Raw genomic sequence first — 18527 nt, forward strand, 5'->3', positions numbered from 1 at the left:
CGTTTTAATAAAATAGATTCTATTATCAGTACCACTACAATAAAGCCATCAACACAACAGATTCCGGCTCAGTGAGGTTTTCATGGACATCGGCCAACGCCCCAACCATCAATGGATGGCGATCTTTCGCCAGCATGTCATCGAACACCCGTACATTGCCGCTGCGCTGGCTACGGCCCTGACACTGGTCATCGTGTTGCTGGTGCAGAGTCTGATCCACGTACTGACCACCGACAGCAACCTGTTTACCCGTTATGCCTTGCTGGGCGGCAGTGCCGGTTTTATCGCCACGGCGCTGGGCGCTTTACCTGCCTTAATGCTGAAAAGAATCCCGCAGGCGGCGGAAGATGCGATGCTCGGCTTTGCCGCCGGTATGATGCTCGCAGCCTCGGCATTTTCGCTGCTGTTACCCGGTATTGAAGCCGGTACGGAGTTATTGCAAAGCGCTACACAGGGCGGGCTGATCGTGGTGTTCGGTATGTTTATGGGTGTGGCGCTGATGCTCGGGCTGGATGAATTTACCCCGCATGAACATGACAAAACCGGCCCCTGCGGTCCGGGCCACGAGCGCTGCGGTAAAGCCTGGTTATTCGTGTTCGCCATTGCCCTGCACAATCTGCCGGAAGGTATGGCGGTGGGGGTCAGCTTTGCCCAGGGCGATTTAACCGTGGGTCTGCCATTGGCGACGGCCATTGCCCTGCAGGATATTCCCGAAGGTCTGGCAGTTGCGCTCACGCTGCGCGCCGCCGGTTTCAGCCCGTTGTTTGCGGTATTGGTTGCCGCCGGCAGCGGTTTGCTGGAACCGGTCGGAGCATTATTGGGTGTAAGCCTGGGGGGCGGATTATTACTCGCCTATCCGATCGGACTTGGACTGGCCGCTGGTGCTATGTTGTTTGTGGTGTCCCATGAAGTGATTCCGGAAACCCACCGCAATGGCCACCAGACCATCGCCACACTGGGGTTAATGGTCGGTTTTGCCTTAATGATGATTCTGGATACCACGCTCGGTTAAGAGCGAGCCCAAAAGACTACTTTTATCAAAGCAACCGCAGGAGCAGCTTATGACGACTGTAAACATTGGCATCAGTGCCGAACACCGTGAAGCCATCAGCCAGGGACTCGGCCGCTTACTGGCCGATACCTACACGCTGTACTTAACCACCCATAATTTTCACTGGAACATTACCGGGCCGATGTTCAACAGCCTGCACGCGATGTTTATGACCCAGTACACCGAACTGTGGAACGCCGTCGATCCGATTGCCGAACGCATCCGTTCGCTTGGCCATGTAGCACCGGGTTCCTACGCACAGTTTGCCAAGCTGGCATCATTACCGGATGCACCACAAGTGCCGCCAAAAGCCACCGAGATGATCCGCATTCTGGCCGATGGTCATGAAGCCACCGCCCGTACCGCACGAAGTCTGTTCAAACTGGTGGAAGAAGCATCCGATGAACCAACCGCTGATTTATTAACCCAGCGGCTGGCCATTCACGAGCAGACCGCCTGGATGCTGCGCGCACTGCTGGAGGAATAATCACTCAGGCCCATAAGGCTGGCTGTTTTATTGCAGCCAGCCTTCAATATCTTCACGGTGTGGAATCGAGCCGCTGTGTACCAACTGCTCGTCCACCACCACCGCCGGTGTACGCATCACGCCATAACTCATCATGGCTTCCGGGCTGGTTTCTTTAATTAATTCTATTTCGATCTTTTTTTCTGCGGCAATGGCGCTGATCGACTGCGCGACTTTTTCGCATTTACTGCATCCTGAACCCAGTACTTTAACGATTTTCATCATGACTCCTTACCGCCATAATAACGGCTGTTTTACAGATACGGAGTGAGTGCATTTAACACCCAACCCACCAGCGTAAATGCCACCAACAGCATGAAAAAAATCAGCGCCAGCAGACGGATTTTCATGACCTGTTTCAACAGAATAAATTCGGGAAAACTGGCGGCAACCGTACTCATACAAAATGCCAGCGTTGTGCCCACCGGCAGACCTTTGGTAATCAGGCTCTCCATCACCGGGATCACCCCGGTGGCATTGGAATACAGCGGAATGCCCGCCAGAACCGCAGCCGGCACCGACCACCACTCGCCCTGCCCCAGTGTGTCAGACACCCACTGATCCGGCACAAAACCGTGCAGCCCGGCACCCAGACCGACACCTAAAATAACCCACTTCCACACGCGGGAAAAAATATCGGTCATTTCTTCTTTGGCAAATTCATGACGCTCTTTCAGAGTCATACTGCCGGTGCTTGCGGTTCCGGTATGACCGGCCTGTTGCGCCTGATTGTAAGCACGGGCGGCAAAAGGCTGCAGCCAGCGTTCGGCTTTTAACAGATGCAATACCAGACCACCGGCGATGCCGACAGCCATGCCGGTAACGATGTACAGCAGCGTGAATTTCCAGCCGAGCAGGCTCATCAGCAGCAGTACGGCCACTTCATTAATCAGCGGTGACGTCAGCAGAAACGCCATGGTAATACCCACCGGAATACCGGCAGAAGTAAAGCCGAGAAAAACAGGAATGCTGGAGCAGGAGCAAAACGGCGTAATGGCACCAAAGGCCGAGCCCAGCAATAAGCCCAGCCCGGTATGTTTGCGCGCCAGATAATCGCGCACCCGCTCAACGTTCAGCGAGGCTCTGAGCAGCGCGATGATATAAATCATCAGCAGTAACAGGGCAAAAATTTTACTGACGTCTTCAACAAAGAAGTGCAGCGCATCGCCCCACTTACTCTGGGCGGACAAGCCCGCCAAATCGAATACCAACCAGTCAGCCAGGCGGGTGAAGATTTCCAACATATCAGTCTCCGCTTATCGTCAGCTGAGCTGTGCCCGACAGAGCACCACATCAGTAACGCTGGCCGCAGTGTAGCGGAAAAGCGCTGCCGGCCACTTGATCTGCGGCATCAGGATCAGACAGCAGCGCGAAACAGGCTGACTATGTATGCCCCGGGGCCTTAGTCTTCCGGCGATTGCTGTTTTTGCCGGGTCTTTTCCATGGCTTCACACAGCTGACGGGTACCCAGCAAAAAACGCGGCGTCGGCCGGTGCAATAAATCCGGATGAATATGATAAAGACTATTGGTTTTAACCGCCGTCAGGTGCTGGTACTGCCCCCAGGCGTCTAACCAGTCAGGGCGGCTTTCGCCCATACCACTGGCCACAATCACATCCGGGTTCATTTCCAGCACCGACTCGATACTGACCTGCGGTGCTTTAATCTCCAGATCAGCGTACACGTTACGACCACCGCAGAGTTCGATGGCACGGGAAATAAAGGTATCGCCATTCTGGGTTAATAATGGCTGATGCCAGACCTGATAAAAAACCGTTAATGGTTTTTTATCAGAATATTCCGCCCGTAACTGCGCCACCTGACGGCGGAAATCGGCCGCTACTTTTTCTCCTTTCGCTTTATGGCCAGACGCTGTGGCAAAGTTTTCCAGATTACGGGCAATGGTTTCGTAGGTATTCGGATCGCTGACAAAAATTTCATAACCCAGTTGTTTCAGGCGCGATAAATCACGGGTCGGGTTACCTTCCGGCCAGGCGATAATTAAATCAGGTTTCAGGGCCACAATGGCTTCAATATTCAAAGCCGAATAACCGCCAACCCGGGGAATACTTTTTGCGGCTTCCGGATAATCGGAATACTGCACGGCTCCAACAATGGCATCGCCACCGCCCACCGCAAACAACAGCTCGGTGCTGTGCGGAATCAGGCTGACAATACGCTGTGCCGGTTGTGAAAAATGATGCACCGTACCGGCATCGTCGGTCAGACTGAATCCGTTGCTGTCTGTATCGGACTGGCTTTCCGGATTTTTTTCTGCCGCAGCAAACAGCACAGAGCTGCAGAAAGACAGCACGATCAATGCAGCTGGTATCCGTAATGCATTTAATATCATAAAAGGAATTCTCTCAGTTCATTCAGCGCTTGCTGTAGCTGCTGTTGTTTACAGGCATCGTCGCCCACCAATCCCAGGCGGATTAACTGCTGCTGTTTAAAGCAACGGCTCCATATATAGCGTTCGGCTAAAAAAGTCTGCACTCGTTCGGCATTGGGAAATTTCAGGGTAAAAAATAAATTACTTTTCCCGGCCAGAAAAAAACCATTCAGCCACTGTGCCATTAATGCATGATTGTCTTTCAGACGTGACCGCTGCTGTGCAATCCATGACTCATCACTCAGCGCCTGCTGTGCCAGCCACAGACTGTGCCCGGCCACCGGCCAGGGGCCGAGTCTGTTGGCCAGATTCTGCAGCACATCGGCCGTGGCAAATACCACACCAATACGCAGCCCCGCCAGACCAAAAAATTTTCCCAGCGAGCGTAATACCAGCATATTATCTGCCAGTGTCTGAGTTAACAGGCTGTCGTCTGGCGTACAATCCATAAAGGCTTCATCGCACAGCAACCAAGCCTGACGCTGTTTTAACTGTTCAGCCCAGCCGTGCAATTCAGCCGCACTGAAACGTTCACCGCCGGGATTCCCCGGATTAACCAGCACCAGCATATCGGGCAATTCATGGTTATTATTGGCAACAGCATTGAATGCCTGGCGAATATCGTCTGCGGTTTTTTCATACACAGAATGCCCGGCTTTTTTCCAGCATGATGCATGTTCGCCATAGGTACCGGCCAGACTCCACACCTTGCCACGACTGAAACAGCCAGGTAATTCCGCAATGGCGCGCTGACTGCCGGGAACCAGCAACCCCTCATGGCCATAATAAGTCCGGATTGCACGGTTTAATTCAGGCTGAATGCCGGGCAACTCATGAATAAAAGACACTGGGCAGGATAGCTCCTTCCCCTGTTCAGACCACCAGCAGTAAGGGCTGACCGCACTGGATAAATCCAGCCACTGCTGTGGCTCACCGCCAAATTGTTTGATCGCGCGCTGCAGATCGGCACCATGAATAACGGTTTCGGCTACGTCAATTAATTGCATATCAGCCGCCGAAAACCAGCTGAATAATGGCGTTCAGCAGCAGAGTGACAAACAGCCAGAACAGGAAAAACAGAGACAGACTGCGCTTAACCAGTTTCACCGCCGGTACAATATGCTGTGGCGTTGCAGCGATACCACAACCCATCGGCGGCTTATTCTTCCACTCGCCGTGATAACAGGCTCGTTCGCTTAAGCGGATATTTAATGCACCGGCACCGGCGGTCATTACCGCACCGCCATTCGGGCTGGCACAGTGTTTTGCCTGTGTACGCCAGCAGCGCCAGGCATCTTTTCTGTTCGGCCCGGCGAGAATAAAACACAAGGCGGTAATACGGGCTGGCCAGTAAGCCAGTACATCATCCAGCCGTGCAGCCGCACGGCCAAAATAATTAAAGCGCGGATTACGGTAGCCCCACATCGCATCCAGCGTATTCACCCAACGATGCAGCAGAACCGGTAATGCACCACCCAGCGCAAACCAGAATAATGAGGCGAATAAGGCATCGGATGAATTTTCCAGCAGGCTTTCAATATCGGCCTGAGCAATTTCGTCGGCCGATAACTGCACGGTATCACGACTGACAATCCAGCCCAGTTTTTCCCGGGCAGAGGCAATATTGTTCTGTTCCAGCGCACTGGCCACGGCCAATACGTGTTGCTGCAGACTTTGCCAGCCGATACAGCTGTACAACACCAGCACCTGTACGATTACCCACAGCAGCAAGGATTGCTGCGCCAGCCAGATAAATAACACTGCCAGTGGCAGCAGTGGCGACAAAACAATAATGAGTGCCAGCAGTCCGCGTAAAGCGGTGACAGGTTCAGCCATTTTTTCAGGAATATTAAAACGCCGCTCCAGCCAGACCGCCCAGCGGCCGAACGCGACCAGCGGATGAAAACGCGACGGTTCGCCGAAAAGACGATCACACGCCAATGCCAGCAGCATAAGCCCGCCCATAAAGAACAACAGCAACAACGGGGGAAGATGGCTAACGCCGGCGGGAAAAAATCCACTGAACAGGGGAATCATGTCATACAATGGCCGGTAAATTTCAGACGCCAAGTGTACCAGATGTCCGACTTCTCCGCTGTTATGCCAATGCTGCCCACACACCAGACCCTGATGGTGCAGGGCACCACGTCCGATGCCGGCAAGAGCACACTGGTCTGCGCACTGGGGCGCATTCTGGCCGATGCACATATCCGCACCGCACCGTTTAAACCGCAGAATATGGCACTCAACAGTGCGGTGACAGCCGATGGTGGAGAAATTGGCCGGGCACAGGCATTGCAGGCACAGGCCTGTCGTCTGGCACCCACCACCGATATGAACCCGGTATTGCTTAAGCCCAACAGTGACACCGGCGCTCAGGTAATTATTCAGGGCAAAGCGGTCGGTAATCTGCCGGCGCAGGATTATCACGCCTATAAAAAAACCGCCATGAATGCGGTACTGGATTCTTATCAGCGTCTGCAGCAAAGCTATCCCTGGGTGTTGGTCGAAGGTGCTGGCAGTCCGGCAGAAATTAATCTGCGCGCCAATGATATTGCCAATATGGGCTTTGCTGAAGCCGTCGATTGCCCGGTCATTCTGATTGCCGATATTGATCGCGGCGGTGTCTTTGCGCATTTACTGGGAACGTTAGCCTGCCTCAGTGACAGTGAGCGCGCACGGGTGGTTGGCTTTGTCATTAACCGTTTCCGCGGTGATATTGCCCTGCTGCAGGATGGCCTCGACTGGCTGGAAGAAAAAACCGGAAAACCGGTGCTTGGGGTTCTGCCTTACCTGCACGGTTTATATCTGGACGCCGAAGATGCCGTCAGCCAGCAGCAGGTTGAGCAGGATAAAGACAAGGTCATTAATGTGGTGGTGCCGGTGTATCCACGCACCAGTAACCACACCGACTTTGACGCATTGCGCGTACATCCGCAGGTCAATTTAATTCTGGTCGGCCCGGAACAAACACCACCGCCAGCCGATTTTGTGATTCTGCCCGGCTCTAAAAATACCCGCGCCGATCTTAACTGGCTGCAAACACAACCCGGTAACTGGCCGCAGTATCTGCAGCGACATCTGCGTTATGGCGGAAAACTGCTGGGAATCTGTGGTGGCCTGCAAATGCTGGGAGAAAGCATCAGCGATCCGCATGGCCTTGAAGGGCCAGCCGGCAGCAGCGTGGGGTTGGGGTATCTGCCATTAATCAGCGAATTAAAAGCCGATAAAACGTTACGCCTCGCCAGTGGCGAACTACGCTTGCCGGATCAGCCGGTTGTGGTGGCTCAGGGTTATGAAATTCATGCCGGAATTTCACTCAGCAACGACGACATTCAGGATATCGGCTGCGGCTGGCTCAGTAACGATGGTCAGATAATGGCCACTTACTGGCATGGTATTTTTGATACGCCGCAAGCCCTGCAGCAGATTTTGCACTGGGCGGGATTGTCTGACAGTAAGACCGTTGACTTTAACAGCATCCGTGAACAGCAAATCGATCGTCTGGCCCTCAGCGTAAAACAAAATATTAACTGGCAAAAACTCAATAGCGCCTTGCAGCAATTTCGGCCGCTGTAACACAGTGTCACAACATTACGACGAAAGCCCTTTTGCAATTTGCGACAAAAATCCGTACCCTGCGCCGCCTTTTCTCTCTCCATAACAGCGCTATCAACAAGGTACAGAATCATGGGCGATGCCGATAAGGTTTTTCAAAGCTATGGCCGCAGCTGTAACAACCCTGTTTTTTACGAAGATTTCTACAACGCATTCATGAACAAATCTGCAGATATCCGGGCCATGTTCGTTAACACCAATATGGACTCGCAACGCGGTTTGTTACGCGGTGGCATTATGTGGCTGGTAATGCACGCCCGTGGCATGTCAGACAGTAAAATCCGCGCGCTGGGTGAAAGCCACAGCCGTAAGAATATGAACATCAATCCGGCGCATTACAGCCTGTGGATGGATGCACTGATGGAAACGCTGAGCAAACACGATCCGTTGTTTGATGCCGAGCTGGAACGTATCTGGCGCGTTACGCTGCGTCCGGCGATTGAAATGATTCAGAGCATGTACGACCAGTAGAAGCTGCGATCCGACAAAAAAGACCGGAACCGCAGCGCAGTTAACTGGTGTTTTAATCGACAGCCCGGCATCTGCCAGCCCCATAAACCCTGGCGCTAACAGAAAGCGGGCCCGTTCTGGCCTGCCGGGCCCATGTTTACTTTTCAATATCCGAGCTTCTGCTGATCACCAGGCAAAACGTTTCTCACTGAGGAATTATGGATTTATTACAGGGCTTATTGCTGATTACTTCCATCCATCTGCTGGCGGCCGCCTCTCCCGGCCCCGACTTTATTTTTGTCAGCCAACAAACCTTACGCCACGGGCGCAAAGCCGGACTGCTCAGTAGCTTAGGTATTTCGCTCGGGCTGTCGGTACATATAGCGTATTCAGCCGTTGGCCTGGCTGCGCTGATGGCTAACTCGGCATTCGCGTTATTGATACTGAAAATCGCCGGTGGCTGTTATCTGATATATCTGGGTATTCAGGGGCTGAAAAGTAAAGCCGGCAGCATGGACAATGCTCCCACAGAAGCAATAACGGCAAAACCAAAAACGGCCGCACGCAGCATTGGTGCCGGTTTTTTATGCAATGCGTTAAACCCTAAAGCACCGGTGTATTTTGTTTCATTATTTACGCTGGTTTTATCGTCCGATATGCCGCTGTATCAATTAGCGATTTACGGTGTGTGGATCATGCTGATTCAGATGGCATGGTTTTCTGCGGTGGTCATGATGCTGTCCCGTCCGGCGGTGTCAGTGCGCTTTAAACGCTTCGGTCATTGGATTGACCGTATTTTAGGCGGAGCCATGATTGCTCTGGGCGTGAAATTACTGGCCAGTCGCCAGTAATTTCATCTTCGGCATCAATCGAACTGCTGTGTGAACTCTGCCTGCTCAGCAGGCAGCGAATGGTCAGGTTGGCGCGGAATGTACTTTGAAGAACCCACCGGCTCACCCACTTCGCGGATAATTTCCTGCATTGAAGACCGCTCTTCCAACTCGTAATAATTACCGAAAGCAGAAGAATCCACTTCGGCAGTGGTGGTATCCGGATAGCTGCTTCCATTAGCAGATACATTCTGTTCGCCAGCAATTACAACCGCAGAAAAAATCAGTCCACACACACCCGGCAGTAATATATTGTTGCGCAGCATTACTTCACCCTCCATATATAATCAAAGCCGCATTTGAGCAGAACATCTTTCTGAATCACTTCTGTCGCATCGGTACGCACCGCTTTCATGGTGTAGCTTTTTCCGCATTCAATATCGCTGACGGTATAACTCTGACCGGTAGAAATAAATTTACCTTCAATCTGATTGGGGCCATAGCCGCTGCCGTCAGAAAGATAAAAATCTTTCAGGCTGGTAAAGGCTTCATTGTATATCGTCACCGATGAGGTCGTACCAACGGGTTGATCGGCATCGTCGACTTCCGGGCCACAGCCCAGTAAAAAAAGGGTTAACAAGGGAATTAATACGTTACGCACAAGGGTATTCCGGATCATTTTTATATTGATGGGCAGAATAACATTGCACTGCATCAGCGGAAAACAACATTACAAAGCAATGGCCGCCAGCAGCAGAGCTTCCTGAATTTCGATGGTGGCACCCAGCGTATCACCGGTACAGCCGCCCAGGCGTTTTATCATCGCCGCACGGGCCATCATCAGAATGGTCAGCCACAGAGCCAGAATAAACAGCGCCTGCGTCTGTAAAAACACACCGGCCAGCAATGCCAGAAGCGTTCCGGTAATGCCGACCACTAACGGCGTTGCCCCCGCCACCAGCGCACTGGCTAAGCCTTTTTTACGAACATAAGGTGTGGTTGCCAGCAAACCCGGAACAGAACCTCGGGCGAGCATTGGCACCAGCATAAAACCGGCCAGTAACAACCAGATATTCCATGAACCATTAACGCCAGACGCTTTATCCAGCAACGCATAAATGGCGGCAAATTTAACCAGCAAAACCACCACCACCACGGTAACGCCCATCGGCCCGCTTTGCGGGTCTTTCATAATCGCCAGCGTGCGTTCTTTATTGCCCAGTCCGCCCACCCAGGCATCGGCACTGTCGGCCAGACCATCCAGATGCAAAGCACCACTAAACGCCACCCAGATGGATAACAATAAAGCGGCTAACAGCAGCAGCGAAACCTGCGGATTATAAAAAAAGCCGGCGGCGGTAAAAGCCAGCAAACTGAGGCCAAGCAAGCAACCGATCAGCGGATAAAACACCAGCGAGCGGGCCGCGACCGCATCGTCCACACGTTTTAAATACGGCGTTGGCAGACGCGTCAGAAAAGCCATGGCATACCAGAATGCCCACCAGTGCAGATTCACAGCGCCTCCTCATCGTCCGGGCGCAGGACCGAGCCGTCCATACCCTCCAGACTGACCCAAACCTGTGCCTTGCCTTCGTACTCGCTGTGATCAATGCGAAAGCGCAGTAAACCGGCATACGGAATGGCCAGCCGGTTCATGGCTTCCGGCGCAAGACTCAACAGGTGTTGCGCCAATACACGCATCACGCCACCATGGCTGACCAGCAGCAGATGTTCACCACGGTGAACGTCGAGTAATTCCTGCCAGGCAGCCACCACCCGTTGCTGCAACTGCGGTACCGGCTCGCCATTCGGCGCGCAGAAATTCAGCGGATCCGCCCACAAACGGCGCGAGTCATCGGCATATTCAGCCATCACCTCGCTGACCTCGCGGTTTTCCCAGTCGCCGTAATCAATCTCCGCCCAGCGCTCATCGGACAACAGCGGCAGCTGACGGGCGCTGGCCAGTTGTTCCGCCGCACTATGGCAGCGGCTTAGCGGCGAGCTGACAATCCACGTCCAGCGGCTGTCAAAGCGGCGCACCCGTTCGGCAAACTGCCAGCGGCCAAGCTCAGTCAGGGCATGGTCGGTACGACCACGAAAGACGTTGCCACCTTCCGGTTCGCCGTGACGGATAAGATCGATACGGGTGGTGCTCATCAGCGGCTTCCTTATTTCAGTTACCGGACTGTACTGCGGCTTCAGCAAAGGTCGCCATCTGGTTATGCAGCGCCAGCGCCTGCTGTACCAGACCCACCGCCACCGCCGCACCGGAACCTTCGCCCAGACGCATCCCCAGCTGCACCAGCGGCTTGCCATCCAGCGCGGTCAGTAAGGCGCGGTGACCTGGTTCGGCAGAACTGTGACCAAACAGCATCCAGTCACGGGTGCCGGCATTCAGCTGCACCGCCAGCAAGGCTGCAGAGCTGGCAATAAAACCATCCACCAGCACCGGAATACCGAGCTGCGCAGCACGCAGATAAGCGCCGGCCATGGCGGCAATTTCCAGTCCGCCCAACTGCTCCAGCGCGGCCAGTGGCGAATCCGCCAGCGTCCGGGCACGCTCACAGCTTTGCGCCAGAATCTGTTGTTTATGACTGAGGGCTTCGCCCTGTACACCGGTGCCCGGGCCAACCAGAGCATTCACATCCTGCTTTAATAACAAGGCGCTCAGGCAGCTGGCCGCCGAGGTGTTACCAATACCCATCTCACCGGCAATAAACAGGTCACAGCCTTCACCATGCAGACGGTCGATCTGCTCGGCGCCAATCTGCAGAGCCTGCAGCGCCTGAGTGTTGCTCATCGCGGCCTGCTGTGAAAAATCGTTGGTACCGGACATCACCGCGCGCTGAATCACGCCGCTGAGCTGGTCGGCCGGGAACGCCGTGCCACAGTTCACCACCGACAGCCCCATAGTATGGAAACGTGCCAGCACCGAAATCGCAGCACCGCCGGCAACAAAGTTTTTCAGCATCTCAACCGTCACCGCCTGCGGAAACGCCGATACACCTTGCGCCACCACACCATGATCACCGGCAAACACCACGCACTGGGGGTTATTAATCTGCGGTTTAACCTGCCCCTGCCAGGCAGCAAAAGCCACGGCAATGTCTTCCAGCTGGCCCAGAGAACCCGGTGGTTTGGTTAATTGTGACTGACGCTCCAGCGCCTGTTGTTGGGTTTCAGCAGAAAGAGGAGCGGTGGCCTGTTGCCACCAGAATTCAACGGTCATAACACCTGTCTTAATTTATTGATAAAACATTCATTGTAAAAGGCGTGCACCTTAACCGCGCTTAACCGCCATGGGAATACCCGCAACCACCAGCGTCACATCATGCGCCAGCCGGGCAATGTCCTGATGCAGCCGTCCGGCCTCATCAACAAAGCGCCGGCTCAGCTCGCCCATCGGCACAATGCCATAGCCCACTTCGTTGGACACCAGCAGCAGCGGCTGCTGTAACTGTTGCAGCTCATCCATTAACGCTGCTTTCTGCCGTTCCCAGTAATCGTTCTGATCACTGAGCAGGCAGTTGGTCAGCCACAGGGTCAGGCAGTCAACCAGAATCACCGCCGCCGGATGCTCTGTCCGCACACGCTGTAGCGCGACTGCCAGCTGCAAAGGCTCTTCCAGCGTCAGCCAGTGCGCCGGGCGCTGCTCACGATGATGGATAATGCGTTGCTGCATTTCGCCGTCCAGCGCCTGTGCGGTGGCAATATACACCACCTCCGCAGCCTCACCGGCCAGCTGCTCTGCCTGAGCCTCGCCGTAACGGCTTTTGCCCGAACGTGCACCGCCCAGAATCAGTTCAAGCCTGTTCATGTTGTTTAGTAACCTTGGGTCTACACTAGAAAAATGGAAACTTACCAGAGAAAGATCAATGAGTACGAACTCTGACCACGAACAACGCATGCACCCACGCTGGATTCTGAAAAGCAACGTCAGTGTATTCGAACGGCAAAGTAAGGAATACCTTGGCCTGCTGGTCGACTGCTCGGAACAGGGCGTGATGATTTCCACCTACGATCAACTGCAACCCGGCACCACATTGCAGATTGATCTGGTCGACATTGCCCCGCACGCCAACAGCCGCCGTACCGGCCAATGCCGTGCTGAAGTCGTCTGGTGTGACAAAATCACCCCCAGCCTCTACGGCAGCGGTTGCCGCATCAGCCAACAGGACGACACCTTTGACGTCATGCTGAAAGGCTACAGCCACGCGCACGAGTAATTCTCCTTTAAGGGCCTGTTCATACTCATTAAACAGGCCCTGATTCTTCCTTCAACAATCTGTTGGCGAGCGCCTACAGGCTGTTACACTGCCGCCAGTTTCTTTCTGACGAGCCTTCACCATGCTGCAATTCGGCATCGACCTGGGTGGTACCAAAACCGAAATCATCGTCCTCGACCCAAAGGGCAACACCTTGCTGCGCGAGCGTACGACCACTCCCACACACTCTTATGACGCCATTGTCGCCAATATCACGGCCATGGTGGAAAGTGCCGCCAGTCGTCTCAGCTGCAATGACTTTTCCCTGGGTATTGGTATTCCCGGTGCGGTCAGCCCCGCCAGCGGACTGATCAAAAACGCCAACACCACCTGCCTGATCGGCCGCGATTTACAGGGCGATCTGCAAAAGCAACTGCACCCTCTGCTGCAACGCCCGCTGGTACTGGCCAACGACGCCGACTGTTTTGCCCTGTCCGAAGCCAGCGACGGCAGCGGCGCCGGTTTTGCCTCAGTGTTTGCGGTGATTATCGGCACCGGTTGCGGCGGCGGCTGGGTGATCAACGGCCGTCTGCTCAGTGGCCCCAATGCCATCGCCGGTGAATGGGGGCACAACCCGTTGCTGTGGCGTGAAGCCTCCGACACTGAAATCGACTGTTACTGCGGCCAGAAAGGCTGCCTCGAAACCCTGTTATCCGGCCCCGGACTGCGCCAGCAGGCGGCACAGGAAACCGGCCTCAGCCTCAGCGCGCAGGAGTGGAACACGCTGGCCGAACAACAGGACCCACAGGCGCAGACGGTGCTTGCGCGCTACTACCGGCGTCTGGCCAAAGCCCTGGCCGGTGTCATCAACCTGATCGATCCGCACGTGATTGTACTGGGCGGTGGTGTCTCCAACCTGCCCGGCATTTATCAGGAAGTCCCTAAACTCTGGGCTGAATACGTGTTCTCCGATTCCGTCAGCACACCGCTGAAACAGGCGCTGCATGGTGATTCCAGCGGTGTACGCGGTGCCGCCTGGCTGGGAGCGGCGGCATGCTGATCGGCGCGGTATCAAAACAGACCGGGCTGAGCCAGAAAGCCATCCGCCTGTACGAACAGCAGGGCCTGATCCGACCGCAGCGGATCGGCCGTTACCGCCACTTTTCGGCGGCCGATATCGATCTGTTGCTGCTGATCCGTGAAGCCCGTGCTCTGGGTATTCCGCTGCAACGGCTGAAAGCCGCCATCCGTTATCAGAATCAACAGCCTGACTGGAGCACGCTGCGCACGTTTTTGCTGCAGTTCCGTGGTGAAGTCGAAGCCGAAGTGATGCGCCAGCAACAACGCCTGCAGCAGCTCGACCATTGCCTGAGCAGCATCAGCGATTGTCCGCTGCTGCCAGCAGAAAAAATATGATGCTGTCCTTTAATCCTGCCCGGTCTTGACTCTGCCCTTAGGGGCAGACCCGATACTTGAAAACCCAATCATACCTACCGGAGTTTTCTGCTTATGCCCAAACACATTCTGATCCTCAACGGCCACCCAGACCGTAACCGTCTGTGCGGGGCGCTGGCTGACGCTTACCAGAACGCGGCGGCCAAGGGGGATAAGGGGGCTGAAATTCAGCGCTTTGATCTGGCCGACATGCAGTTTAATGCCAACCTCAGCCAGGGTTATGCCGAACAAGCTCCGCTGGAAGCGGACCTGCTCAGTTTTCAGCAGGCATTACGTGATTGCGATCATCTGTTGCTGGTCGCTCCCGTCTGGTGGGGCAGTGTTCCGGCACGTCTGAAAGGCCTGTTTGACCGCAGCCTGCTGCCCGGTTTTGCCTTCCGTTATGAGGCCGGGCAAACCCTGCAGGAAAAGCTGCTGCGCGGTAAAAGTGCCGAAGTGTTTCTGACGCTCGATACCCCGCCCTGGTATTTCCGCTGGTTTCAGAAAGCTCCGGCGGTGTATCAGCTGAACCATGCCACCCTGGGTTTCTGTGGTTTCAAACCGGTTACCACCACGCTGTTCGGGCCGGTGATCAAATCCAGCGCAAAACAACGTCAGCAATGGCTCGAACAGGCTGCCGAAAAAGGCCGCCGTATTCTGCGTCAATAAACGCTCCGTGTTTTAGGCACCGCTGAATTATTCAGAGGTGCCTTCAATCTGCCAAAATTGCGGCGAATATTTAAAGAGGGCCGTATCACCACAGCCTGATTCTGCAGCCGTGGTTGATAACAAAGAAAGCGCCGAGGGCTAACGCATTTCGGAGGTGCTGCCCGCAGGCTCCTGCGCAGATAATGGTTCTGACAATTCGGCTTCACGACGCTGATGTTGCATCAGCACCAGTACCAGAATAATGGCGGGCAACCCCAGTCCGGCCGCGACCATAAAAAATTCCATATAGCCGGCAACATCCACCACCCAGCCGGAGAAGCCGGAAATGAATTTCCCCGGTAACGTCATCAGCGAACTGAACAGCGCGTATTGTGTAGCGGTGTAGTTTTTATTAGCCAGGCTCGACAAGTAGGCAATAAAGGCGGTACCGGCAATCCCCCCGCTGAGGTTATCAGCGCTGATAACCACCGCCAGCGCTGTCAGCGGTGGCGTACCAAGGTTACCGATCAGCGCCAGCAGCGCGAACAGCAGGTTGGTCACGGCGACCATCACCGCGCCCAGCAGCAAGGGCCGCATAATGCCGTATTTCACCACCAGAACCCCGCACAGTGCAGAGCCCAAAATGGTCATAAAGAAGCCAAACACTTTGGCCACACTGGCGATCTCCGCTTTGCTGTAACCGAGATCGAGATAGAAAGGATTGGCCATGATACCCATGGTGATATCACTGAGGCGGAATAAAGCGATAAAAGCCAGAATCAGCAATGCAAACTGGCCATTACGCTGGAAGAATTCAAGCACCGGACAGATAACGGCCCCTAATAGCCAACGCTGCCAGCGCGGACGCTGTTGCAGGTGCATTGGCCGCCCCATGATTTCATCGACCAGCAAAATCTCATTGCGGCCACGCTCGTCTGCCGTTTGATGAGGCGGTTCATCGGCCCAGAAAATGGCCAGCATGCCCACGACCATCAGCAGGGCCATGGTCAGGTAAGCGATGTGCCAATTGGCAAATTCAGCGATATACAGAGCACCCGCGCCGGTCACCAGCAAGGCCAGCCGATAACCAAAAATATAGGCCGCCGACATGGCTCCTTGTTGCTCATCGTCCGCCGACTCAATCCGTAACGCATCCAGCGCGACATCTTGTGTTGCCGCCGAAAAAGCCACCAGCAGTGCCGCCAGGGCAATCATCCATAACGAATCTTGCGGATGGGCAAAACTCATCAGCAGCAGGCCACCGGCAATGCCGCACTGACCCAGAAAAATCCAGCTGCGACGCTGACCAAAGCGACTCAGCACCGGCAACCGCAGGCGATCGACCACCGGCGCCCAGAACACTTTGACCGAGTAGGTAATACCGACCCAGGCAAAAAAACCGATGGTGGTTCGTTCTATCCCCTCATCCCGCAGCCAGGCTGTCAGCGTGCTAAACACCAGCAGGTAAGGCAATCCGGCACTGAAGCCCAACAGGGTGATCACCAATACCGGCTTCTGCCGATAAATTTCCCAGGCTTCTTTGAGCCAGCGCTTTACCTCCGGCGGGATGCGGAAATAAGGGATGATCATCAGTCTTTAAAGTTCTTGAACGCCAGTGGCATATCAATGCTTTCTTCGCTGCGGAACATGGCCATCACGGCCTGCAGATCGTCACGGGCTTTACCCTGTACGCGCACGGTTTCACCCTGCACAGACGCCTGCACTTTGATCTTGCTGTCTTTGACCATTTTGACCATTCTACGGGCCAGATCACTGTCGATGCCCTGGCGCATGGTCGCTTTTACTTTGACCTGCTTACCCGCACCTTCCAGTTTGCCAAACTCCAGACAGCTCACCTTAATGCCACGTTTGGTCATGGCACCGGTAAGCATGGATTTCATCTGGTCGATCTGAAATTCATGGTCAGCGGTCATGGTCACGATCAGATCTTTCAGCTCGTAACTGGCGGTCACACCACGGAAATCGAAACGCGTGCTCAGTTCACGATTGGCCTGATCGACCGCGTTCTGGGCTTCGTGCTTGTCGACTTCAGATACGACGTCAAATGAAGGCATAAAAATTCTCCTTATCAGGGCCTGAAGGCGGCCGGTAAAAATCTGGGAGCCAGCGGGATAGCAGCCAGCTCCACGAAAGAGCGGCATTGTATACCGTCCACGGCCGATAAAGCCAAAGTCTCAGCAGAGCGGTACTGACGGCGTGGCCTCACTGGCGACTATACAAAAGTCAGCTAAAATTTTTGCTATGCAAACCAAAATGACCCTGCACGGCGCCGGAGTGTATTACTTCGCAGTGACCGGAGCGAAAGACCAGCCCATTTTCAACTCGGTATTTGAGTATGAATATGGCCTCAATATTCTGTCCAAAGTGGCCGGAACCCGCCTGCTCGCTTATGTTCTGGACGATCAGCACATGCAATTTGTGCTGCGCTGCCAGCGTGACTGGACCGAGGTGATGGACGATATCCAGGCCGCCTTCGACAGCATGCATGAGCGCTGCTGGCACAAACGCCGTCAGGTTTTATCCGATCAGGGCGTGGTGTTACTGGTCGATGAACGTGCCAGTCTGGTTGATCTGGTGTTGCAGCTGCATCACTGGCCGGTGCAATGCGCTCTGGTCGCCGATGCCAGCCTGTGGCCATGGAGCAGCGACCGCTATTACCGTGAGCCTCATCCTCCTGCCTGGCTCGATACCGAATCCATGCTGAACCTGCTGGTCAATGGCCGCCGTAACCGCGCCCAGCATTACATCGATGTCATGAAAGCGCCGTTCAAGCCCAAACTTGATCTGATTCACGGCAGTCATCCGCTTTATCAGGCGCTGGCACGCGATCAGTGGGTCGATCAGCATCTGAAAAAAGAGGCATTAATTCAGTCAGCCTATTCACGCAACGACATTCAGCGCATGTTCGACGATGCCTGCCAACTGGTTGCCCGACAGTTTAATCTGAGCACCGCCGAGCTGTGCGACAAACATAACCGCCGCCGCTTTCATCACCTTATGCCATTGGTTATCTGGCTGCTGCGTGAACGCGGTGTCCATCTGGAAGCCATGACCAAACTGGTGGATGAAGATGAAGTGCGCCTGCAGCTGTGGCTGCGTAATCTGCCGGCCGATCACACCCGCAACATCCGCGACAAGTTGGCCCAACAGTGGTCCCCTTCAGCACCCGTGCTCGCAACCATGGCCAGCATACGTACTGACAATCCGACCGCCGAGCATGCCGAACCGGCTGACAACCGAATTGCTGCCGACACTGAGCACAGCAGCATAAGCCCTGACAGCCCGGCCACAGCAGAAACCGCAGACGACAGCGTCATACCCCATTAACGTCATCCGCGGGCCGTGGCTGCTT

The 18527-nt window shown here is 54.7% G+C and carries 23 protein-coding genes; 10 read left to right on the forward strand and 13 right to left on the reverse strand.

All coding sequences use genetic code 11. From position 1 onward, the window contains the following. Positions 1 to 82: 82 nt before the first annotated feature. Both NYR02_RS03450 and NYR02_RS03455 read left to right on the forward strand, forming a co-directional pair. Positions 83 to 1012, forward strand: a complete 930-nt coding sequence (locus tag NYR02_RS03450; protein ID WP_260974999.1) for a ZIP family metal transporter — start codon at positions 83 to 85, stop codon at positions 1010 to 1012. A 49-nt stretch (positions 1013 to 1061) separates the two neighbouring features. Beyond that, a complete protein-coding gene (locus tag NYR02_RS03455; RefSeq protein WP_260975000.1) occupies positions 1062 to 1538 on the forward strand; it encodes a Dps family protein in 477 nt (158 codons plus the stop codon). A gap of 27 nt (positions 1539 to 1565) precedes the next feature. On the opposite strand, the gene NYR02_RS03460 is transcribed toward NYR02_RS03455, so the two are convergent. The 5 genes from NYR02_RS03460 to cbiB all read right to left on the reverse strand — a co-directional run bounded on the left by NYR02_RS03460 (position 1566) and on the right by cbiB (position 6039). Continuing rightward, a complete protein-coding gene (locus NYR02_RS03460; RefSeq protein WP_338055915.1) occupies positions 1566 to 1802 on the reverse strand; it encodes a thioredoxin family protein in 237 nt (78 codons plus the stop codon). Positions 1803 to 1831: 29 nt separating this feature from the next. Continuing rightward, positions 1832 to 2821, reverse strand: a complete 990-nt coding sequence (locus NYR02_RS03465; RefSeq protein WP_260975001.1) for a permease — start codon at positions 2819 to 2821, stop codon at positions 1832 to 1834. A 158-nt stretch (positions 2822 to 2979) separates the two neighbouring features. Next, positions 2980 to 3930 (reverse strand): cobalamin-binding protein, encoded by a 951-nt coding sequence (locus tag NYR02_RS03470; RefSeq protein WP_260975002.1) that lies wholly within the window; start codon positions 3928 to 3930, stop codon positions 2980 to 2982. Beyond that, on the reverse strand, positions 3927 to 4976 hold the full coding sequence (locus tag NYR02_RS03475) for an aminotransferase class I/II-fold pyridoxal phosphate-dependent enzyme (RefSeq protein ID WP_260975003.1): 1050 nt from the start codon (positions 4974 to 4976) through the stop codon (positions 3927 to 3929). The genes NYR02_RS03470 and NYR02_RS03475 overlap by 4 nt, the downstream gene beginning before the upstream one ends. A 1-nt stretch (position 4977) precedes the next feature. Next, positions 4978 to 6039 (reverse strand): adenosylcobinamide-phosphate synthase CbiB, encoded by a 1062-nt coding sequence (cbiB, locus tag NYR02_RS03480; protein ID WP_260975004.1) that lies wholly within the window; start codon positions 6037 to 6039, stop codon positions 4978 to 4980. Positions 6040 to 6048: 9 nt separating this feature from the next. Between cbiB and NYR02_RS03485 the strand changes: the two genes are divergently transcribed. The 3 genes from NYR02_RS03485 to NYR02_RS03495 all read left to right on the forward strand — a co-directional run bounded on the left by NYR02_RS03485 (position 6049) and on the right by NYR02_RS03495 (position 8888). Beyond that, positions 6049 to 7548: a cobyric acid synthase gene (locus NYR02_RS03485; protein WP_260975005.1), complete on the forward strand. Its 1500-nt coding sequence runs from the start codon at positions 6049 to 6051 to the stop codon at positions 7546 to 7548. Between the two features lie 111 nt (positions 7549 to 7659). Further along, the gene (locus NYR02_RS03490; RefSeq protein ID WP_260975006.1) at positions 7660 to 8058 is read left to right on the forward strand and encodes a globin; all 399 of its coding nucleotides are present in this window, start codon (positions 7660 to 7662) and stop codon (positions 8056 to 8058) included. A 197-nt stretch (positions 8059 to 8255) separates the two neighbouring features. Next, on the forward strand, positions 8256 to 8888 hold the full coding sequence (locus tag NYR02_RS03495) for a LysE family translocator (protein WP_260975007.1): 633 nt from the start codon (positions 8256 to 8258) through the stop codon (positions 8886 to 8888). Positions 8889 to 8902: 14 nt separating this feature from the next. Here NYR02_RS03495 and NYR02_RS03500 read toward each other — a convergent pair whose 3' ends face one another. The 6 genes from NYR02_RS03500 to cobU all read right to left on the reverse strand — a co-directional run bounded on the left by NYR02_RS03500 (position 8903) and on the right by cobU (position 12684). Continuing rightward, positions 8903 to 9193, reverse strand: a complete 291-nt coding sequence (locus tag NYR02_RS03500) for a hypothetical protein (protein ID WP_260975008.1) — start codon at positions 9191 to 9193, stop codon at positions 8903 to 8905. Beyond that, positions 9193 to 9528, reverse strand: a complete 336-nt coding sequence (locus tag NYR02_RS03505; protein WP_260975009.1) for a hypothetical protein — start codon at positions 9526 to 9528, stop codon at positions 9193 to 9195. Before NYR02_RS03505 ends, NYR02_RS03500 begins: the two co-directional genes overlap by 1 nt. 69 nt (positions 9529 to 9597) lie before the next feature. Beyond that, positions 9598 to 10383 carry an adenosylcobinamide-GDP ribazoletransferase gene (gene cobS / locus NYR02_RS03510; protein ID WP_260975010.1) on the reverse strand — a complete coding sequence of 262 codons (786 nt, stop codon included), beginning with the start codon at positions 10381 to 10383 and terminating at the stop codon, positions 9598 to 9600. Then, positions 10380 to 11024 carry a histidine phosphatase family protein gene (locus NYR02_RS03515; protein WP_260975011.1) on the reverse strand — a complete coding sequence of 215 codons (645 nt, stop codon included), beginning with the start codon at positions 11022 to 11024 and terminating at the stop codon, positions 10380 to 10382. Before NYR02_RS03515 ends, cobS begins: the two co-directional genes overlap by 4 nt. A 16-nt stretch (positions 11025 to 11040) precedes the next feature. Continuing rightward, a complete protein-coding gene (gene cobT / locus NYR02_RS03520; protein ID WP_260975012.1) occupies positions 11041 to 12096 on the reverse strand; it encodes a nicotinate-nucleotide--dimethylbenzimidazole phosphoribosyltransferase in 1056 nt (351 codons plus the stop codon). Between the two features lie 51 nt (positions 12097 to 12147). Then, positions 12148 to 12684, reverse strand: coding sequence for a bifunctional adenosylcobinamide kinase/adenosylcobinamide-phosphate guanylyltransferase (gene cobU / locus NYR02_RS03525; protein WP_260975013.1), 537 nt, complete (start codon positions 12682 to 12684; stop codon positions 12148 to 12150). 58 nt (positions 12685 to 12742) lie between these two features. Here cobU and NYR02_RS03530 point away from each other — a divergent pair, with 58 nt between their 5' ends. From NYR02_RS03530 to NYR02_RS03545, 4 genes are all read left to right on the forward strand, one after another. Further along, positions 12743 to 13093 carry a PilZ domain-containing protein gene (locus tag NYR02_RS03530; protein ID WP_260975014.1) on the forward strand — a complete coding sequence of 117 codons (351 nt, stop codon included), beginning with the start codon at positions 12743 to 12745 and terminating at the stop codon, positions 13091 to 13093. A 121-nt stretch (positions 13094 to 13214) separates the two neighbouring features. Then, positions 13215 to 14132, forward strand: a complete 918-nt coding sequence (locus NYR02_RS03535) for an ROK family protein (RefSeq protein ID WP_260975015.1) — start codon at positions 13215 to 13217, stop codon at positions 14130 to 14132. Continuing rightward, the gene (locus NYR02_RS03540; RefSeq protein ID WP_260975016.1) at positions 14126 to 14488 is read left to right on the forward strand and encodes a MerR family transcriptional regulator; all 363 of its coding nucleotides are present in this window, start codon (positions 14126 to 14128) and stop codon (positions 14486 to 14488) included. The genes NYR02_RS03535 and NYR02_RS03540 overlap by 7 nt, the downstream gene beginning before the upstream one ends. 93 nt (positions 14489 to 14581) lie before the next feature. Beyond that, positions 14582 to 15175, forward strand: coding sequence for an NAD(P)H-dependent oxidoreductase (locus tag NYR02_RS03545; protein ID WP_260975017.1), 594 nt, complete (start codon positions 14582 to 14584; stop codon positions 15173 to 15175). Between the two features lie 138 nt (positions 15176 to 15313). Here the strand turns inward: NYR02_RS03545 and NYR02_RS03550 are convergent, their stop codons facing one another. Next, positions 15314 to 16744, reverse strand: a complete 1431-nt coding sequence (locus NYR02_RS03550) for an AmpG family muropeptide MFS transporter (protein ID WP_260975018.1) — start codon at positions 16742 to 16744, stop codon at positions 15314 to 15316. Further along, positions 16744 to 17229, reverse strand: a complete 486-nt coding sequence (locus NYR02_RS03555; RefSeq protein ID WP_260975019.1) for a YajQ family cyclic di-GMP-binding protein — start codon at positions 17227 to 17229, stop codon at positions 16744 to 16746. Before NYR02_RS03555 ends, NYR02_RS03550 begins: the two co-directional genes overlap by 1 nt. A gap of 187 nt (positions 17230 to 17416) precedes the next feature. Between NYR02_RS03555 and NYR02_RS03560 the strand changes: the two genes are divergently transcribed. After that, positions 17417 to 18502 (forward strand): hypothetical protein, encoded by a 1086-nt coding sequence (locus NYR02_RS03560; RefSeq protein ID WP_260975020.1) that lies wholly within the window; start codon positions 17417 to 17419, stop codon positions 18500 to 18502. Positions 18503 to 18527: the final 25 nt, after the last annotated feature.

Source organism: Thalassolituus pacificus, from assembly GCF_025318105.1.
In the GTDB taxonomy this organism is placed as follows: Bacteria; Pseudomonadota; Gammaproteobacteria; order Pseudomonadales; family Oceanobacteraceae; genus Venatoribacter; species Venatoribacter pacificus.